The following is a 17,964-nucleotide window of genomic DNA, read 5'->3' as shown; positions in this document are numbered from 1 at the left end:
TCGGTGGCGCGCGTAGGGAAGTCGTGCGCCGACGCCTCCGACTCCTCGCCGCCGCGTCGCTCCTCGTCTGCTCGTCGCTCCTCGCGCGCGCGAGACGCCGTGCGGCCGCCGTCCCGCTCAGCCCCGTCACCGCGGACGGCTACGTCGGCCCCGACTTCCCCGAGCGCGCCGGGCTGACCACGGGCGAGACCCCCGTCGGCGAGATGGACGACATGGCCCACTACGCCCGCGCGGACTTCGACCCCGACCGCGTCCACCCCGCCGTCCGGGCCTTCTACGAGGTGACGAGCGACTACCGCATGACGGCGACCGCGACGTGGCACCGCGGTTTCCGCCTCGGCGCGGCGCTCGCCGCGCGCGCCACGAGCACCGTCGAGCAGTTGAACCTCCCCGGCCCCCGCGAGGCGTCGACCGTCCCCCTCGAAAGCCGGTTCGCCACGGTCCGCGCGGACGCCGACCCGCGCGACGACGTCCGGGCGTGGGTGCGGACGAACCCCGAGACGGACGAGGCCGTCTTCGTCGCGCTCTACGGGAGCCACGCGGGCGCGGGCGGCGACGCGGACGCCGAGGGCGAACACGACGCCGACGACGCGGAGCCTGACGGCCCCACTGGCTCACGTACCGCGACCGAGCGGTACGTGAACGACGCAGCGCGGGGCGCTGCTGGCTCACGTACCGCGACCGAGCGGTACGTGAACGACGCGGAGCCTGACGGCCCCACTGGCTCACGTACCGCGACCGAGCGGTACGTGAACGTCGCCGTCCCGATTCCGTGGGGGAACGTCTCGACGGCGCTCCACATCGCCCACGCCGGCGGTGACCCGGACGCGACCGGCGTCGACCTGACGACGCGCGCGGGCGACCTCGCCGGTCTCTACCTCGTGACGCCGCTCGGCGCGTTCGCGCTCCCCGTCGAGCAACGCTTCGCCGTCCGGCCCGCCGAGACGGGCATCACCGCGACGCAGACGATGTGGCTCTGCGGCGTCCCCTTCCTCACCATCGAGTACGAGGCGGTGCGCGACGACGACTCAGACGAGTAGGTCGACCTCGTAGCCGGCGTCCCGGAGGCGCGCGAGCAGGCCCTCGACGTGGTCCTCGCCGCGCGTCTCCAGTTCGAGTTCGACCTCCGCCGCGTTCAGCGCGACGTCGCGGTTCGTCCGGTCGTGCTGTATCGCGTAGATGTTCGCGCGCTCGTCCGTGAGGATGTCGAGGAGGTCGTCGAGCGCCCCGGGGCGGTCCTTGAGGACCGTCCGGAGTTTGACGTAGCGACCCTGGTCGACGAGGCCGCGCAGGATGACGGTCGTGAGGAGGTTGAGGTCGACGTTCCCACCGGAGAGGATGGGCACGACCGTCTCGTCCGCCTCGTAGTCGAACGCCTCCGCGAGCAGGGCGGCGAGCGGTGCCGCACCCGCGCCCTCGACGAGGGTCTTCCCGCGCTCCAGCAGGAGAACGAGCGCGTTCGCGATTTCGGCGTCCGTCACGGTGACGACGTCGTCGACGCGCTCGCGGATGACGGGGAACGTCCGCTCGCCGACGCCGCGCACGGCGATTCCGTCCGCGATGGTGTCGACCTGCTCGGCCTCCGTGACGCGGCCCTTGTGGAGGCTGTCCGCGACGCTCGACGCGCCCTCGGCCTGCACCCCGACGACGCGGACGTCGGGGGCGATTCCCTTCACGGCGGTCGCGACGCCGCCGATAAGCCCGCCGCCACCGACCGGGACGACGACGGTGTCGACCGCGGGGAGGTCCTCCACGAGCTCGACGCCGATGGTGCCCTGCCCGGCCATGACGGCCTCGTCGTCGAAGGCGTGGACGTACGTCCGCTCCTCCTCGACCTCGATTTCGTGGGCGCGCGCCTGGGCCTCGTCGTAGTCGATACCGGACAGCTCGACCGCGGCGCCGTAGCTCCGCGTCGCCTTCACCTTCGAGATGGGCGCGGTCTCGGGCATCACGACCGTCGCGTCGACGCCGGCGCGCGTCGCCGCGAGCGCGACGCCCTGCGCGTGGTTGCCCGCGGACGCGGTGACGACGCCGGCCTCGCGTTCGGCGTCGCTCAGGCGCTGGATGCGGTTCGCGGCCCCGCGGACCTTGAACGAGCCGGTCCGCTGGGTGTTCTCGAACTTCAGGTGGACGTCGGCCCCGGTCATCGCGGAGAACGTGTACGAGTGCTCAAGCGGCGTCCGCCGCGCGACCTCGGAGACGGGGGCGACGGCCTCGCGGATGTCGTCGAGTTCGAGCATACGCCCGCTACGCCGAGGCGTCGCCTAAGGGATTCGATGCACCGCAGAACGGGAGCGTGTGACGACTGGACCGACGCGCCGCGAGGTAATAAGTGCCCGGAAAGCGGAGTGAAAGTGAAACTGACGGGGTCGTGTGCCGATACCGCACGCCTTAGGGTGGGTCGCCGTGCAGTACGGACGTGGACAGCCGCCTGGCCGACACGTGGCGACGCGTCTTCGGCCTCGCGTGGCCCGTGATGGCCTCCCAGACCCTCCGCACCCTGATGCGGACGGTCGACGTCCTCGTCACCGCGACGTTCTCCCCCGCCGCCGTCGTCGCCGTCGGGCTCGCCGACCTCTACGGGCGCGTCCCGCTCCGCATCGGCATGGGGTTCGGGAGCGCCGCCATCGCGCTCGCCAGCCAGGACACCGGTGCGGACGCCGACGCCAACCGCGCCGAAGCCGTCTCCAGCGCCGTCCTGATGGGCCTCCTCGCCGGCGTTCCCATCGCCCTCTGCGGGGTGTTCCTCGGCCCGCCGCTCATCCGGCTCTTCGGCGCGACCGGCGACACCGTGACCCTCGGCGCGACGTACCTCGGCGTCGTCCTCGCCACCGCGCCCGCCCGCCACGTCTCCCTCGTCGCCAGCCGCGCCCTCCAGGGCACCGGCGACACCCGCACGCCGATGTACGTCACCGGCCTCGCCAACGTCACCAACATCGGGGGCTCGCTCGTCTTCGGCCTCGGCCTCTTCGGCGTCGCCTCCTACGGCGTCCTCGGCGTCGGGGCCGCCACCGCCGTCTCGAACGTCCTCTCCGCCGCGCTCCTCCTCGTCGCCATCGTCGTCTTCGCCGACGACCTCGCGCTCGTCCGCCCCCGCGACCTCGTCGTCGCCCGCCAGCTCGTCACCGTCGCCGCCCCGAAGATCGCCGAGGGGTTCGCCACCACCCTCGCCGAGTTCCCCTTCAACGCCCTCCTCCTCGGCTTCGGCACGCCCGTGAACGCCGGCTTCCAGATCGGCCGCAGGGTCTACCAGCAGGTCACGGGACCGCTCTCCCGCGGCTACCGCACCGCCGTCGGCGTCCTCGTCGGCCAGTCGCTCGGCGACGGCGACCCCGCCGAAGCCCGCTATCGGGGGTGGGCGACCACCGGCCTCGCCGCCCTCACCGTCGGCGGCGTCGGCCTCGCGCTCGTCGCCCTCGCCCCCGACGTCGTCCGTCTCCTCGCCGCCGGCTCGCCCGACGCCCTCCCCTACGCCACCGGGTTCGCGCGCGTCTACGGCCTCACCGCCGTCTTCGTCGCCGTCTTCACCGTCCTCTCCGGCGCGCTCGGCGGCGCGAGCGAGACCCGCATCCCGCTCTTCGCGCGCGTCACCGGCGTCTTTGGCGGTCTCGTCGGCCTCACCTACGTCCTCGGCGTCGCGCTCGGCTGGGGTCCCCTCGGCGCGTACGTCGCCCTCGGCACCCAGTACGTCTGGATGGCCGCCGTCGCCGTCGTCGGCTTCCGCCACTCCGACTGGGCGACCCGCGCCGCCGACATGATGGCCGAACGGGGGAGCGTCGAGGCGACGGACGACTGAGAGCGAAAGCGAATCGTCCCGCGTCGCCACTCCTCGAAAAAGCTGGAGCAAAAAGTCCGGCCTCGCCGTACTCGGCCGGTCGGGGGCGCTTACCGCTCGTCGAGGGGGACGAACGTCCAGTCCCACCTTTTTCCTCGTCGGGGTCGCTGCGCGACCCGCTCCTCGAAAAAGCTGGACCAAAAAGTCCGGCCTCGCCGTGCTCGGCCGGTCGGGGGCGCTTACCGCTCGTCGAGGGGGACGAACGTTTCGTCCGTCGAACCGACGTAGCGTGCGCGGGGGCGGATGAGGCGGTTGTCGTCGTACTGTTCGAGGACGTGGGCGATCCAGCCGCCGACGCGGCTCATGGCGAAGATGGGCGTGTAGATGTCGACCGGGATGCCCATCTGGTAGTACGTCGAGGCGGAGTAGAAGTCGACGTTCGGGGCGAGGCCCTTCTCCTCTCGCATGTACTCCTCGATGGCGACGCTCATCTCGTACCACTTCGTGTCGCCCGCGGCCTCGCCGAGCTCCTCCGATTGCTCGCTGAGAATCTTCGCGCGCGGGTCCTTCACGTTGTAGACGCGGTGGCCGAAGCCGGCGACGCGCCGGCCGTCGTCGAGGGCGTCCTCGACCCACTCGATGGGGTCCTTCCCGGAGGCGTCGACCTCCTCCAGCATCTCCATGACGTTCTGGTTCGCGCCGCCGTGGAGGCTCCCGGAGAGCGTCCCGATGGCGGACGTGATGGCGGAGTGGAGGTCGGCGAGCGTCGAGGCCGTCACCATCGCGGAGAACGTCGAGGCGTTCAGGCCGTGGTCCGCGTGGAGGACGAGCGCCTGGTCGAAGACCTCCTCCATCACGTCGTCGGGCTCCTCGCCGTTCAGCATGTAGAGGAAGTTCGCGGCGTGGCTCAGGTCCTCGCGGGGCGCGACGGGCTCCTCGCCGTTGCGCAGGCGTGTGAACGCAGCGACGATGGTCGGGAGCTTCGCGGTGAGGCGCTTGCCCTTCGCGAGGTTCGCCTCGCGGTCCTTCGGGTCGGTGTCCTCGGTCGCGTCGGGGTCGAACGCGGAGAGCTCCGAGACGGCGGTCCGCACGGCGGCCATCGGCACTTCGTCGGCCTCGGCGAGGTCCCGGACGGTCCCGAGGACGTCGTCGTCGACGGCGCGTTCCGCCGCCATGTCGCTCGCGAACGCATCGAGCTCCGACTCGGTCGGGAGTTCGCCGTTCCAGAGGAGATAGAGGACTTCCTCGTACGACGCCCCACGCGCGAGGTCCTCGATGGTGTAGCCGCGATAGACGAGCCGGCCCTCGTCGCCGTCGATTAGGCTGAGCCCGGACTCAGCCACGAGCACACCTTCGAGCCCCTTCTTGAGTTCGTCGGACATACACCACGGTTCTTCATCGGGTTCCAAAAGGATTGCCTATTGTCAATCGTTCCCTGCTCTCGTGCCACGAGCACCGTCCGGACCGCCCCGATATTCCCGTATTTTTCGACGGCCGTCTATCTCACCGTTCGTCGTGTGACGGTTACCGAGCGGGCGTGACTTTTTACGCGGCCGTGGTGTTGCATCACGTATGCCCGGCCGCGTCGAATACGAACCCGCGAGCGTCAAGGACCTCCTCGCGGAGATGAAGGACACCGCCGAGCTCCTCATCGACCTCTCCTACTCCGCCGTCCTCCACGGGAGCCCGGCCATCGCCCGCGAGGTCCTCGAACTCGAAGAGCGCATGGACGTCCTCCAGTTGCGCGCCCGGATGAGCCTCCTGATGGCGGCGCGCAACCCCGAGGACGCCGAGACGCTCGCGCCCGTCCTCGGCATCATCGGCGCGGCCGAGAAGGTCTCCGACGCCAGCGGCGACATCGCCAAGGTCGTCATCGAGGAGGTCGGCGTCCCCGACGCCATCCGCGGCGCGCTCCCCGAGGCCGTCGAGCGCCTCGTGCGCGCCGAACTCGCCCCCGACTCCAGGTATACGGACCGGACGCTCGCCGACGTCAACCTCGAAACCGAGACGGGCGTGCGCGTCATCGCCGTCCGGCGCGGCGGCGACTGGATACCGAACCCCGGCCCGACGACGACGCTCGAGGCCGGCGACGTCCTCCTGTTGCGCGGCCCCGAGGAGTCCGTCGGCGACGTCTTCGAGACCGCGAGCGGCGAGGCGTACACCCCCGCCGAGCCCGCCGACCCCGACATCGCGGACTTGGAGCGCGCCGTCGACTCCCTCGTCCTCATGAAGAACATGAGCGAGCTCGCCGTCGACCTCGCCTACGGGAGCGTCCTCTTCGACAGCGACGACATCGCCGCGGAGGTCGTCGAACTCGAAGCCGAAGTCGATGCGCTCAAAGCCCGCTTCGAGGCGTGGACGCTCCGCGCCGCCGCGGACGTCGCCGACCCCGTCTCGCTGCGCGGACTCGTCCAGATCGCCAACGCCACCGAGGTCATCAGCGACGCCGCCGTCGAGATTTCCGAGGGCGTCCTCAGGGGGTTGGACACGCACGTCGTCGTCCGCGAGGCCGTTGAGGAGTCGGACGAGGTCATCGTCCGCGTGCAGGTCGCCGAGCGCGCCGACCTCGACGAGACGACGCTCGGCGCGGCCGCGGTGAAGACCGAGACGGGGATGCGCGTCATCGCCGTCCGGCGACCCGACGGCCCGGTCGACGCCGCCGCGGACGGCCTCGACGCCGGGAGCGACGACGCGTGGGTCATCCAGCCCGGCCCCGACACCGCGCTGCGCGCCGGCGACGTCCTGCTCGCCAAGGGCACCCGCGCCGGCGCGGACCGACTCCGCGCGCTCGCCGGCGACGACGCCGAGTGACGGCGCGCCCGCGTCGAAGCGACACGACCCGATTCCGCGGGTGCACTTATTCGCTCGCGTGCCCTACGTTCCCGTATGCCAGAAGAAGTCCTGTTCGAGTCGGAGCGCGAACACACGAGAACCGAAATCGCGGCCTACCTCCGCAGCGTCGCGGACGCCCTCGAACGCGGCGGCGACCTCACGCTCAGCGCCGGCGGCGAGTCCGTGACGCTCACCCCGCCGTCGCGCCCGACCTTCGAGGTCAAAGCCGAGCGCGAGGGCCCGACAGACGCGCCCGGCGAGCTCAGCGTCGAGTTCGAACTCGAATGGGACGAGGACGGAGACGGTGTGGACGAACCGCTGGAGGTCGGGTGAGGAGGACGACGCACCGGCGGTCCGGCGCCGCGGCCGCCGTCCCGCCGTTCCGGGACACTCAATACGCGCGCCCGACCCCCACTAGGTAATGACGAGTCTCGGCACGGCGAGCGCGGCCCCGGGCGAAATCGACACGGGCCGGCTCACGGTCGGTGAGACGCGCGACGGCACGACGGTCGGCCTCCCGGTCGCCGTCATCAACGGCGCGACGGAGGGCGACACGCTCTACGTGCAGGCGGCGAGCGACGGCGACGAACTCAACGGCGTCGGCGTCGTCTCGCGGTTCGTCCCACGGGTCGACCCGGCGGAGCTCGCGGGCACGGTTCTCGTGACGGGCATCGCCAACTACCACGCCTTCCAGGTCGCCGAACACCGAAACCCCATCGACGACACGAAGCTGAACCGGGCGTACCCGGGCGACGACCGCGGGTCGTCCTCGGAGCGGATCGCGCACGCGACCTTCGAGGCCGCGACGCGCGCCGACATGGTCATCGACCTCCACCAGGGCTCGACGTCGCGGATGATCAACGAGGTCCGGGTGCGGTGCGGTCGCCACCACCGGCTCCACCGGAAGTGCCTCGAACTGGCGAAGGTCTTCGACTGCGGGCACATCCTCGACCAGAAGGGACCGGAGGGCCAACTCGCGCGCGCCGCGCCCGACGAGGGCATCCCGACCATCGACCCCGAACTCGGCGGCTGCGTCGGCTGGGACGAGGAGTCCATCGAGTACGGCGTCACGGGCCTCTTCAACGTCCTGCGCCACTACGGCTACCTCGACGGCGACCACCAGCCGGGACCGCAGACCCGCGCGCACGCCTTCGACCGCTACGGCGCGCCCGCGGGCGGCCTCGTCGACTACCGGGTCGACCTCGGCGACGAGGTCTCGCGGGGCGACACGCTCTTTCGCGTCGTCGACCCCTTCGGGCAGGTGAAAGCCGAAATCACGGCGGACAACGACGGGCTCTTCTGGCGCTCCCGGCGGCTCCCGCAGGTCGCCACCGGCGAGTACGTCTGCTCGGTCGGGACGACCATCGACACGTACTGAACGCCGCGCTCGCGGTCGGAGTGGCCACCGAACGGAGAAAACGGGGGTGAAAACGGAAGACGAGTGGCGACGAACGCGTCAGCGGACGGTCTCGACGTCGACGAACGCGTCGTCGGCGGCGGTGAGCCACGTCGTCACGAGCGCGTCGTCGTCGGCGTCCGCGGGGTAGACCGTACACTCCGCGCCGTCGTCGTGCTCCTCGACGCGACACGCGAGGTCGAACTCCGGCCACGTCTCTGTCTCGCGCGCGAGCCGCAGGTCGGCAGTCGAGGCGCTGTCCGCGACGCAGCCGCGGGTCATTCGACCACCTCCCGATTCGCCGCCGGCGCGGCAGTCTCGGTTCGCATCGGTACCTCGAACGCAGTCGCGCGCGACATATATAGCCGTCCATCTGACGCGAAATTAAAACCGAAACCCTTCAAATACGGACGCGTGGACGGCCACAACGCCTATATGCGATAGTGGCTGTGCACGTTCGAACGACCTCCCACACCGCCGGCCGTCACCGCTCGGGATGCGTCGGTGCGTCCCACGACCCCCGGACGAGCGGGCGGGCGACGTGGCGGCGCGCGCGCGGTGGCACCTCGTACCACCCGGGTTCGAGCGCGCGCGCTATCGACACCGCGACCTTCCCCGGGGCGCTCGTCTTGCAGTCCCGACACCGATACCCCTGGTCCGCGCCCGCGGACTCCATCGTCCGCTCGCAGTCGGGGCAGGTCGGCGTCGTCCGCTCCGTCGTCACGCGCTCCCGGAGGGCGAACTTCTCCAGTTTGAGCGTCCCCTCGCTCACCTCCCCGCAGACCGTCACCACGTCGCCGACGCGGAGGTCGCGCACGCGCTCGCGGAAGCGCTTCGTCGGCTCGAACGCCGCACAGCGCGCTCTCCCGGTGTCGTCCTCGATTTCGAAGAAGACGTGGCCGCCGCGGCGCGTCTCCGGCGGCGCGGCGACCGTCCCGTCCACGCGGTACGCCCGGCCGTCGGCGAGGTCGGCGAGCGCGTCGGCGTCGCGGAGGTGTGCGTCCGTCCCCTGGTTCGTCACGAACGTCCGCGACGACGCGACCGACTCGCCCCCGATTCGGTCCGCGACGGCCCGACACGCCGCCGGGTCGTCGCCCCTGATGCCGTAGAGAATCGGCCCCGGCGTGTGCGGCACGCAAACGGTCTCCCCCGCCTCCCGGTCGACCGTGTCCCAGACGGCCGGGTAGGCGTCGGCGGCGGCCGCGAACACCGAGTCGTGGTCGACCGTTCGCTCGCTCCCCCAGCGCTCGCGCGCCCGATACGCGATGTGCTCGTACGTCCAGTCGTCGAGCGCGCGCCACGCGCCGACCGCCGCGAGCGCGCCGATTCGCCCGCGCCCGTTCTTCCACCCCTCGCTCCGGTAGCCGAACGCCGCACAGCACGCCAGCGCGTCGTCGATGCCGTGATGGTCGCGCACCGCCTCGCGCGCGAAGTCGACGACTGCGTCCGGGACCGCCTCGGGGTCGGCCGGGTCGCCGGGCGCGACGACGAGCCCGGGGTTCGTCCGGTCGTCGCCCACCTCGGCGGCCGTCTCGACGGCGTCGCGCGCGAGTTCGAACGCCTCGTCGACGGGTGCCTCCGTGTGGAGCGCGAGCGCCGCGTTCCCCCGCGTCTTGTGCTCGACCGCGGGGTTCAGCCGCACGAGGAGGACGCGCGCGACGTCGTACCCCCGCGATTCGAGGGCCGTCGCCACCCGGTGGGCGACGTACGTCGTGCACATCCCGCGCGTCCGCGAGTCCGTGTCGTCGATGCCGACCGTCGTCACGCCCGCACCTATCCGCCGCGTTCACCTACGGCTTTCGGGGTTCGCCTCCCGCCGGCACAATACATATATGTGCATACTGGCTTAGGGACCGATATGTCCCGGTCGGCACTCATCGAGAACGTTACCGCGATGCTGGAGGACGCGGGGTTCGCGGTGAGCGACCGGTGCGTCATCCGCCCGAAGAGCTTCGACGTCGCCGCCCGCCGCGGCGACGACCTGCTCTTCCTCAAGATACTCGGGAACGTCGACGCGCTCGACGGCCCGACGGGCGCGGAGATGCGCCGGCTCGGCCACTACCTCCACGGCACCCCGATGGTCGTCGGGCTCCGCACCCGCGACGAGGAGCTCGAACGCGGTGTCGTCTACTTCCGCCACGGCGTCCCCGTCATCAGCCCCGACACCGCCCTCGACTTCTTCGTCGAGGGCGTCCCGCCGCTCGTCTACGCCGCCCCCGGGGGCCTCTACGTCAACATCGACGGCGACGTCCTCGCCGACGAACGCGAGGAGCGCGGCTGGAGCCTCGGTCGCCTCGCCACCGAACTCGGCGTCTCCCGACGCACCGTCTCGAAGTACGAGGACGGCATGAACGCCAGCATCGACGTCGCCGTCAAACTCGAAGACGTCTTCGGCGACGACCTCACCAGCCCCGTCGACGTGATGAACGGCGCGGACGAGGTCCGCGACGCCGACCCCACCCCGGAGGACCCCGAAGCCGACCCCGAGGACGAACCCATCGTCGCCGTCCTCACCCGGGCCGGCTTCGACGTCCACCCCACCGTCCGCGCCCCGTTCAACGCCGTCGGCGAGGACACCAACCGCCACCGCCCCGAGGGCCTCCTCACCGGCCACTCCACGCTCACCGACGCCGCCGTCAAACGCGCGCGCATCATGGCGAGCGTCGGGCGCATCACCCGCACCCAGGCGGTCTACTTCGTCGACGAAGCCAAACAGGAGTCCATCGACGGCACCGCCATCATCGAACGCGCGGAACTCGAACGCATCGACGACCCCGACGCCTTCCGCGACCTCCTCAAGGAGCGCGGCGACGACGCCGAGACCGAAGCCTGACTCTCCGCCTCCGCGTCGTTCTTCTTGCTCCGGCTTCTACGCGACGACATGAGCGACTTCGAACTGTACGTCCTCCCCGGCTGTCCCTACTGCGCGAAAGTCCAGTCCAAACTCGACGAGCTCGGCCTCGAATACGAAGAACACGACGTCCCGCGCTCCCACGACCGGCGCGAGGAAGTCAGGGAAGTCAGCGGCCAGACCGGCGTCCCGGTCCTCGTCGACCCCGCCAACGACATCGCGGGGATGCCCGAGAGCGACGACATCGTCGAGTATCTCGACGAGCACTACGCCTGACGACCTTTTCCAGCGCTCGGCGCGCTACGCGCGCCGTCGCTTGCAAAAGCTCGGCCAAAAGCGACTACGACCACCTTCGGTGGTCTTGTCGCCTCGCGGCTTCGCCGCGAGTGAACCGCTTCTCGGGCTCTGCGAGCCGTCGTCGGAGATCGGAGAGTGCCGATTGGCGAACGAGACGGCACGGCCGTCTCGTGAACGCTCGTCGCGCGGACGCTACCCGCGTCGCTCGTCGGATGAAAAACGTCGGCTGAACGGTTTGTGTTCTAGACGCCCGTGGAGTAGCGCAGCAGACCCGCGATGCCGCCGAAGGCGTTGAGGAGCTGTTCGCCCTTCTCGAAGTCCGTGCTGATGAACGTCGTCTCGGTGCCGCGCTGGTCGGCGATGTTCATGAGGTGGTCGATGACGTCCTCGCGCTCGCCCTCGGCGACGGTCGCGCCGCACTCCGAGCACTCGTGTTCGGGGACCTCGTTCTTGCGCCGCTCGACGAGTTCGCGCTCCTCGTGGCCGTTCTCGCACTCGTAGGTGACGACGTCCTGTCGGAGGTCCTCGCTCAGGAGGAGTTCGTCGACGGAGCCCATCACGAGGTTGCGGCGGGTCGCCTCGAAGCCGTAGGTGGCGAGGTCGCCGTCGTGGAGTTCCTTGAAGAACGACTCCATCGCGTTCTTGTCCTCCATGAGCGCGGCCTCGGCGAGCGCGTCGCCGCCGGCGTCGACGAGGTCGTAGAGGCCGGACTCGTCCGTGTAGGAGACGTCGAACTTCCCGAGGACCTTGTCCTGAATCTCGTGGTGGAGGTAGTCGCCGTCGAGGAACTCGTCCTTCGTCGGCGAGGGACCGCCGACGAGGACGCCGTCGAGCTCGTGGCGGCGGTCGACGAAGAGGTCGTTCGCCATCCCCGCGACCTCCTGGTAGAAGTTGTCGATGGCCTCCAAGCGCAGGCGGGCGAAACGCTGGGCGGACTGCCCCCCTTTGCGCTGTTTGCCGGGGACGAGCGAGGAGGCGGACTTCACGGGCTCGACGCGTTTGCCCTTCAGCCACCCGACGTTCGCCTCGCGCCGATCGAGGACGATGAGCCCGTAGAGGCCCTTGTCCGCGAACATGTTCTCCAGGGGCTCCGTGAGGAAGGCGCTGTCACAGTGGTAGCGGAACGACTGGACGGGCTCGGGCGGCGATTCGAGGACCTCCGTCACCATGTCCGTCTGGCCACCGCCGACGTCGATTGACCCCGAGAAGAGCACCATCCCGTTCTCCGGCGGATAGGTGTCGTAGTAGCGCAGCCGGTCCTTTATGGACGTCAGGGCGTCCTGGACGGCCGTCCGGGTCTGCTTCGACTTGATGTTCGAGGCCTCCGAGTGCTCCTGGGTGACGTGGGCCACCACGTCCGAGACCTGCTTGTCCTCGGGGACGTAGATGGAGACGAGTTGCGTCCCGCTCCCGGAGTAGTCCTGGAGCTTCTCGATGACCTTCCGGAACTCGTACTTCCGGCGGTCCTCGGACGCCTGCTCGCCCTGCTGCTCGCTCATTACGGAGAGCTAGGGGCACGTATCGGTAAGTACCCTGCGACCCACGACCTTTTCCTGCGCTCGCCTTCGCCTCGCTGGCAAAAGCTCGACCAAAAGCCCGCGAGCCTCCCGTTGGTCGGCTCTTGGCCCGCTCGCTCCCTGAGGTCGTTCGCGGTACGTACGCTAGCTCTATCGAACGTTCCACGTTGGCTAGCGTCCGGCGACCGAGCGGTCCGAAGGACCCGGCAGGTCGCCGGTTCACCGCGCGCGAAGCGAGCGCAGCAAAAAGTCCTACATCGAGGTCGGCGCGTCGATGCCGAGGACGTCGAGGGCGTTGGCGAGCGTGTTGCGTGCGCTCGCGACGAGCGCGAGGCGCGCGCTCCGGAGGGCGGGGTCGACGTCGTCGGCGAGCACGGGGCACTCGCGGTAGAAGGTGTTGAACGCGTCGGCGTACTCGCGGGCGAAGGTGGCGATCTGGTGGGGCTCTAAGTCCTCGGCGGCGGCGTCGATGACGCCCGGGAAGCGCGCGGTCTCGCGGAGGAGCTCGATTTCGGCGTCGGCTTCGAGGAGGCTCGCGTCGGCCTCGGCCGGGACGTCGGCGTCGTCGAGGATGCCGCAGGTGCGCGCGTGCGCGTACTGGATATAGGGTGCGCTCTGCGCTTCGAAGTCGAGCGCCTCGTCCCACTCGAACGTGATGGCCTTCTGGGGTTGCTTGGAGACGATGTCGTAGCGGACGGCACCGACGCCGACCTGTTCGGCGATGCGCTCGACGTCGTCGGCGTCGATGTCGTCCTCGCGGATGCGGTCGTCGAGGCGTTTCTCGACTTCCTCGCGGGCGCGCCCGATGGCCTCGTCGAGGAGGTCGTCGAGGTCGATTCCGGTGCCACGCCGGGTGCTCATCTTCCCCTCGGGGAGGTTGACGTAGGAGTAGATGACGTTCTCCAGTTGGTCGGTGTCGTTCCCGAGGAGTTCGAGGGCGGCCTGGAGCTGGCCGGCCTGGAGCTTGTGGTCCTCGCCGAGGACGGTGATCGAGCGGTCGTAGGCGTCGAACTTCCACTCGTGGTGCGCGAGGTCGCGCGTCGTGTAGAGGCTCGTGCCGTCCGAGCGGAGGAAGACGAGCTTCTTCTCGTACCCCCACTCGGAGAGGTCGAGTTGCCACGCGCCCTCCTCCAACACCGCTTCGTCGCTCTCCTGGAGACGCTCCGCGAGCGCCGTCGTCCGGCCGTCGCGCATGAACGACGTCTCCTTCACGAACTCGTCGAACTCCGCGGGGAGCCGACGGAGACACTCTCGCATCCCGCCGAGGACCTGATCGACGACGCGCTGGACGCGTTCGTAGGTCTCCTCGTCGCCCGCCTCGAGGCCCTGGAGGATGGACTGAATCTCGTCCTCTGCGGCCTCGACGGCGTCGGCGTCGGCGTCTTCGAGGTAGGCGTTGCCCTTGCGGTAGTAGCGCACGAGGTCGTACTCGACGCGCCCGCGCTCGGGCTCCGAATCGAGGTCGGCCTCGTCGAAGGTCTCGTAGGCCCACGTGAAGACGGCCATCTGCCGGCCGGCGTCGTTCACGTAGTACTCGGTGGTGACGTCGTGGCCGGCGTAGTCGAGGAGGCGCGCGACGGCGTCGCCGACGATGGGGTTGCGCGCGCGTCCGACGTGGACGGGGCCGGTCGGGTTCGCGGAGGTGTGCTCGACGAGGACGTCCTCGCCGGTCGCGGGGAGTTCGCCGTAGTCGTCCTCCCTCCCCGCGTCGAGCGTGTCCGCGTAGTAGGCGGGCGTCGGGAGGACGTTGACGTAGGGGCCCTGCGCGCGGACCTCGCGGACGTACTCGTAGCCCTCGGCGTCGACGGCGTCGGCGATGCGGGCGGCGACTTCGGGCGGGGCCGCGCCGAGTTCGCCCGCGAGGCGGAACGCGACGCTGGAGGCGACGACGGCGTCCACGCCTTCCGGGGGTTCTTCGATACCGAGGTCGTCCGTCGGCAGGTCGAGGGTTTCGAGCGCCCCGGTGAGGGCGGACTCGACCTCCGAGCGGAGTGCGAGGAACATGCTACGGTGTGCGCTACGCGGGCTAAAATGCGTTCTGAAACCGCGGGGCGCGCCGTCAGAGCGAGACGGTCTCGCCGTCCGCGGGAATCACGACGTCGTCGACGGCCGCACGGAGGTCGTCGCGGTCGAGCAGGCAGTGGTTGATGGCCTCCATGTGGTCGGCGACGACCGGGGCGTCCGCGTGCTCGACGACGCGTTGGACGTCCGCGGCGTCCATCGTGATCGGGTCGCCGTCGCGGAACTGCGCCGCGCCGGCGTTGACGACGACGGCGTCCGGGTCGTGGGCGTCGATGGCCGCCGGGACCGCGTCGTACCAGACGGTGTCGCCGGCGAGGTAGCACGTCTCGTCGCCGTCGAGGACGAACCCGCAGACGGGGGCCATCGCCTCGGCGGTCTCGCCGTGACCGTGGCGCGCGGGCGTCCGGTGTATCGTCACACCCCGGAACGTCTCGCGTTCGTCGACCGGCCGGACGTCGGTGAGGCCGTCCTCGCGGAAGGCGTCGGCCTCCGCGGGGTTGCAGAACACGGGGGTGTCCGCGTCGACGGCCTCAGCCCACGCGTCCCAGTGGTCGGGGTGGCGGTGCGTCACGAGGACGGCGTCGTGGGCGAGGTCGACGTCCGGGAGGTCGACGAGGGGGTTGCGCCGCTGTCGCGGCGTGTCCTCGACGGGCGGGTTCGTGCCCGCCTCGGAGAGCATCGGGTCGACGAGGAACCGCACGCCGTCGAGTGCCACCACGAGCGTCGCGTGCCGCGCGAGCGTCACGTCCATACCCACCTCTCGTCCCGCCGGGAGTTGAAGGTACGTGAGGCGGTTTCGTCTACCGCTACGCGGCGGGCGTTCCGCTGCGCTTTTGCCCGCGCGCCACCCGCTTGTGGGTATGCCCGAGCAGGTGGATTCGCCGAGCTACCACCACGAGAACCACACGGCCGCCCAGACCTGCGGGTGGACGGCGAACGCCCTCCGCGGCGAGGGCACCTGCTACAAACACGCGTGGTACGGGATTCGCTCCCATCGTTGCATCCAGATGACGCCCGTGGTCAGGTGCAACGAGCGCTGCGTCTTCTGCTGGCGCGACCACAACGGTCACGCGTACGAACTCGACGGCGTCGAGTGGGACGACCCGGAGGCGGTCGTCGAGGCCTCCATCGAGTTGCAGAAGAAACTCCTCTCCGGGTTCGGCGGGAACGAGAACGTCCCCCGCGAGCGCTTCGAGGAGGCCCTCGACCCGAAGCACGTCGCCATCAGCCTCGACGGCGAACCCACCCTCTACCCATACCTCCCCGAACTCCTGGAGGCCTTCCACGACCGCGGGCTCACGACGTTCCTCGTCTCGAACGGGACGCGCCCCGAGGTGCTGCGCGAGTGCGACCCCACGCAGCTGTACGTCTCCGTGGACGCCCCGGAGCGCGCGACGTTCGACGACGTCGTGGGCGCGACGGAGGACGACGCGTGGGAGTCCCTGATAGAGACGCTCGACGTCCTCCACGACAAGGACGAGACGCGCACGGTCCTGCGGACGACGCTCGTGAACGGCGAGAACATGACGAACCCGGACTGGTACGCGGGGCTCTACCGGCGCGCGGACCCCGACTTCGTGGAGCTGAAGGCGTACATGCACGTCGGGCACTCGCGGGGCCGCCTCGACCGGGACTCGATGCCCTCGCCCGAATTCGTCGCGGCCTTCGCGGAGCGCGTCGGCGAGCACATGCCCGACCACCCGGTCGTCAAGGTCCAGGAGGCCTCGTCGGTCGCGTTGCTCGCCCGTGACGAGGAAACGTGGGTGCCCGAACTCGCGCCCGGCGGCGGCTTCTACGACTAGCTCAGTTCTGAGACGCGTCCCACAACCATTATGCTCGGCGCGCCCGTATTCGCGGGTATGTCACGGGCAACGCTCGCGGTCGGGTACGACGAGCTCGCCGCGCTGAAGCTCCTCGCGCTCGACGGCGCGCGCCACGGCGAGGTGAAGGCCTCCTGTGGCGACCTCGCCGACCGGCTCGACGCCTCCACGCAGACCGCCTCCCGACGCCTCCAGGCCTTGGAGGAGGCCGGCTACGTCGAACGAGACGTCGTCAGCGACGGCCAGTGGGTCACCATCACCGACGACGGCGAGCGCGTCCTTCAGCGCGAGTACGAGGACTACCGGCGGGTGTTCGAGGACCCCGCCGAGCTCGCGCTGAGCGGGCGCGTCACGAGCGGGATGGGCGAGGGGCGACACTACATCTCCCTCCCCGGCTACAACCGCCAGTTCGAGGAGCGACTCGGTTACGAGCCCTTCGCGGGGACGCTGAACGTCGAACTCGACGAGCCATCGCGGCGCGCGCGCTCCGCCATGGAGTCCCTCGACGGCATCGACATCGACGCGTGGGAGGACGACGAGCGGACGTACGGCTCCGCGACGTGCTACCCCGCCACGCTCGAGGCCGGCGGTGACGCCTACGACCCCGTCCACGTCATCGTCCCCGACCGCACCCACCACGACGAGACGAAGGTCGAACTCATCGCCGCGGACAAACTCCGCGACGAACTCGCCCTCGACGACGGCGACGAGGTGATCGTCCGTGTCGCACAGTGACGGCGTGAGCGACCCCGACGCCGGAACCGAGGCCGGCGCGACGGACGCGAGCGCGGACGCCCCGACCGGTGACGTCGCGGCCGCCGTCGCCGCCATCGAGCGCGGCGACCCCGTGCTCGTTCACGACGCCGCCGACCGCGAGGGCGAAGTCGACCTGATCTACCACGCCGCGGACGTCACGCCCGCCGCCGTCGCGCGCATGCGGACCGACGCCGGCGGCCTCATCTGCACCGCCCTCTCCCACGACGTCTGCGAGGCCTTCGAGTTGCCCTTCCTCGCGGACGCGCTCGATCACCCCGCGGTCACGGACGACGACCTCGGCTACGACGAACGCGCGTCGTTCAGCCTCACCGTCAACCACCGCGACACCTACACGGGCATCACGGACGACGACCGCTCGCTCACCATCACGGCGCTCGCCGACGCCGCCGCCGACCCCGCCGGCACGGAGTTCGCGGCGACGTTCCGCGCGCCCGGTCACGTCCACCTCCTCCGCGGCGCGCCCGACGGCCTCGCCGACCGCGAGGGCCACACCGAACTCGGCCTCGCGCTCGCCGACGCCGCGGGACGCCCGCCCGCCGTCGTCGTCTGCGAGATGCTCGACGCCGAGACCGGCGGCGCGCGCACCCCCGCGGACGCCCGCCGCTACGCCGAGGAGCACGGATTCGTCTACGTCGAGGGCCGCGACGTCCTCGACGCGCTCCGTCGCTAACGAGGAA

At 70.5% G+C, this 17,964-nt stretch carries 17 protein-coding genes; 10 read left to right on the top strand and 7 right to left on the bottom strand.

The features are described 5' to 3' along the window. Positions 1-23: 23 nt before the first annotated feature. Positions 24-1,040, top strand: a complete 1,017-nt coding sequence (locus IEX84_RS02310) for a hypothetical protein (protein ID WP_188869391.1) — start codon at positions 24-26, stop codon at positions 1,038-1,040. Here IEX84_RS02310 and ilvA read toward each other — a convergent pair. Then, the gene (gene ilvA / locus IEX84_RS02305; RefSeq protein WP_188869389.1) at positions 1,029-2,240 is read right to left on the bottom strand and encodes a threonine ammonia-lyase; all 1,212 of its coding nucleotides are present in this window, start codon (positions 2,238-2,240) and stop codon (positions 1,029-1,031) included. The two genes, IEX84_RS02310 and ilvA, sit on opposite strands and share 12 nt — an antisense overlap. A gap of 236 nt (positions 2,241-2,476) precedes the next feature. On the opposite strand from ilvA, the gene IEX84_RS02300 reads away from it, so the two are divergent. Continuing rightward, entirely contained in the window at positions 2,477-3,796 is a 1,320-nt protein-coding gene (locus tag IEX84_RS02300; RefSeq protein WP_188869900.1) for an MATE family efflux transporter, read from the top strand. Between the two features lie 218 nt (positions 3,797-4,014). On the opposite strand, the gene citZ is transcribed toward IEX84_RS02300, so the two are convergent. Next, the gene (gene citZ, locus IEX84_RS02295; RefSeq protein WP_188869387.1) at positions 4,015-5,157 is read right to left on the bottom strand and encodes a citrate synthase; all 1,143 of its coding nucleotides are present in this window, start codon (positions 5,155-5,157) and stop codon (positions 4,015-4,017) included. A 190-nt stretch (positions 5,158-5,347) separates the two neighbouring features. On the opposite strand from citZ, the gene IEX84_RS02290 reads away from it, so the two are divergent. From IEX84_RS02290 to IEX84_RS02280, 3 genes are all read left to right on the top strand, one after another. Then, positions 5,348-6,586, top strand: coding sequence for a potassium channel family protein (locus tag IEX84_RS02290; protein ID WP_188869385.1), 1,239 nt, complete (start codon positions 5,348-5,350; stop codon positions 6,584-6,586). Positions 6,587-6,661: 75 nt separating this feature from the next. Continuing rightward, a complete protein-coding gene (locus tag IEX84_RS02285; RefSeq protein ID WP_188869383.1) occupies positions 6,662-6,940 on the top strand; it encodes an amphi-Trp domain-containing protein in 279 nt (92 codons plus the stop codon). Positions 6,941-7,028: 88 nt separating this feature from the next. After that, positions 7,029-7,985, top strand: a complete 957-nt coding sequence (locus IEX84_RS02280) for a succinylglutamate desuccinylase/aspartoacylase family protein (RefSeq protein WP_188869381.1) — start codon at positions 7,029-7,031, stop codon at positions 7,983-7,985. A gap of 78 nt (positions 7,986-8,063) precedes the next feature. Here IEX84_RS02280 and IEX84_RS02275 read toward each other — a convergent pair whose 3' ends face one another. Together IEX84_RS02275 and IEX84_RS02270 are read right to left on the bottom strand one after the other, a co-directional pair. Further along, entirely contained in the window at positions 8,064-8,285 is a 222-nt protein-coding gene (locus IEX84_RS02275) for a DUF7511 domain-containing protein (protein ID WP_209590317.1), read from the bottom strand. Positions 8,286-8,487: 202 nt separating this feature from the next. Further along, on the bottom strand, positions 8,488-9,768 hold the full coding sequence (locus tag IEX84_RS02270; RefSeq protein WP_188869378.1) for a tRNA(Ile)(2)-agmatinylcytidine synthase: 1,281 nt from the start codon (positions 9,766-9,768) through the stop codon (positions 8,488-8,490). A 93-nt stretch (positions 9,769-9,861) separates the two neighbouring features. On the opposite strand from IEX84_RS02270, the gene IEX84_RS02265 reads away from it, so the two are divergent. Next, the gene (locus IEX84_RS02265; protein ID WP_188869376.1) at positions 9,862-10,836 is read left to right on the top strand and encodes a transcriptional regulator; all 975 of its coding nucleotides are present in this window, start codon (positions 9,862-9,864) and stop codon (positions 10,834-10,836) included. A 48-nt stretch (positions 10,837-10,884) separates the two neighbouring features. Beyond that, a complete protein-coding gene (locus IEX84_RS02260; protein WP_188869374.1) occupies positions 10,885-11,130 on the top strand; it encodes a glutaredoxin family protein in 246 nt (81 codons plus the stop codon). 263 nt (positions 11,131-11,393) lie between these two features. Here the strand turns inward: IEX84_RS02260 and prf1 are convergent, their stop codons facing one another. The 3 genes from prf1 to IEX84_RS02245 all read right to left on the bottom strand — a co-directional run bounded on the left by prf1 (position 11,394) and on the right by IEX84_RS02245 (position 15,441). Beyond that, the gene (gene prf1 / locus IEX84_RS02255; protein WP_188869372.1) at positions 11,394-12,650 is read right to left on the bottom strand and encodes a peptide chain release factor aRF-1; all 1,257 of its coding nucleotides are present in this window, start codon (positions 12,648-12,650) and stop codon (positions 11,394-11,396) included. Positions 12,651-12,920: 270 nt separating this feature from the next. After that, the gene (gene argS, locus IEX84_RS02250; RefSeq protein WP_188869370.1) at positions 12,921-14,672 is read right to left on the bottom strand and encodes an arginine--tRNA ligase; all 1,752 of its coding nucleotides are present in this window, start codon (positions 14,670-14,672) and stop codon (positions 12,921-12,923) included. Between the two features lie 55 nt (positions 14,673-14,727). Then, entirely contained in the window at positions 14,728-15,441 is a 714-nt protein-coding gene (locus IEX84_RS02245; protein ID WP_188869368.1) for an MBL fold metallo-hydrolase, read from the bottom strand. Positions 15,442-15,550: 109 nt separating this feature from the next. Here IEX84_RS02245 and twy1 point away from each other — a divergent pair, with 109 nt between their 5' ends. The 3 genes from twy1 to ribB are packed head-to-tail and all read left to right on the top strand — an operon-like array spanning position 15,551 to position 17,957. Beyond that, positions 15,551-16,492 (top strand): 4-demethylwyosine synthase TYW1, encoded by a 942-nt coding sequence (twy1, locus tag IEX84_RS02240; RefSeq protein ID WP_188869365.1) that lies wholly within the window; start codon positions 15,551-15,553, stop codon positions 16,490-16,492. Positions 16,493-16,549: 57 nt separating this feature from the next. Next, positions 16,550-17,245 carry a DUF120 domain-containing protein gene (locus IEX84_RS02235; RefSeq protein WP_188869363.1) on the top strand — a complete coding sequence of 232 codons (696 nt, stop codon included), beginning with the start codon at positions 16,550-16,552 and terminating at the stop codon, positions 17,243-17,245. After that, the gene (gene ribB, locus IEX84_RS02230) at positions 17,232-17,957 is read left to right on the top strand and encodes a 3,4-dihydroxy-2-butanone-4-phosphate synthase (RefSeq protein ID WP_229732287.1); all 726 of its coding nucleotides are present in this window, start codon (positions 17,232-17,234) and stop codon (positions 17,955-17,957) included. Before IEX84_RS02235 ends, ribB begins: the two co-directional genes overlap by 14 nt. Positions 17,958-17,964 lie beyond the last annotated feature (7 nt).

This window comes from Halarchaeum rubridurum, assembly GCF_014647115.1.
Lineage (GTDB): Archaea > Halobacteriota > Halobacteria > Halobacteriales > Halobacteriaceae > Halarchaeum > Halarchaeum rubridurum.
The sequence above is the reverse complement of the archived record's forward strand: the minus strand, read 5'-3'. Positions and strand labels throughout refer to the sequence as shown.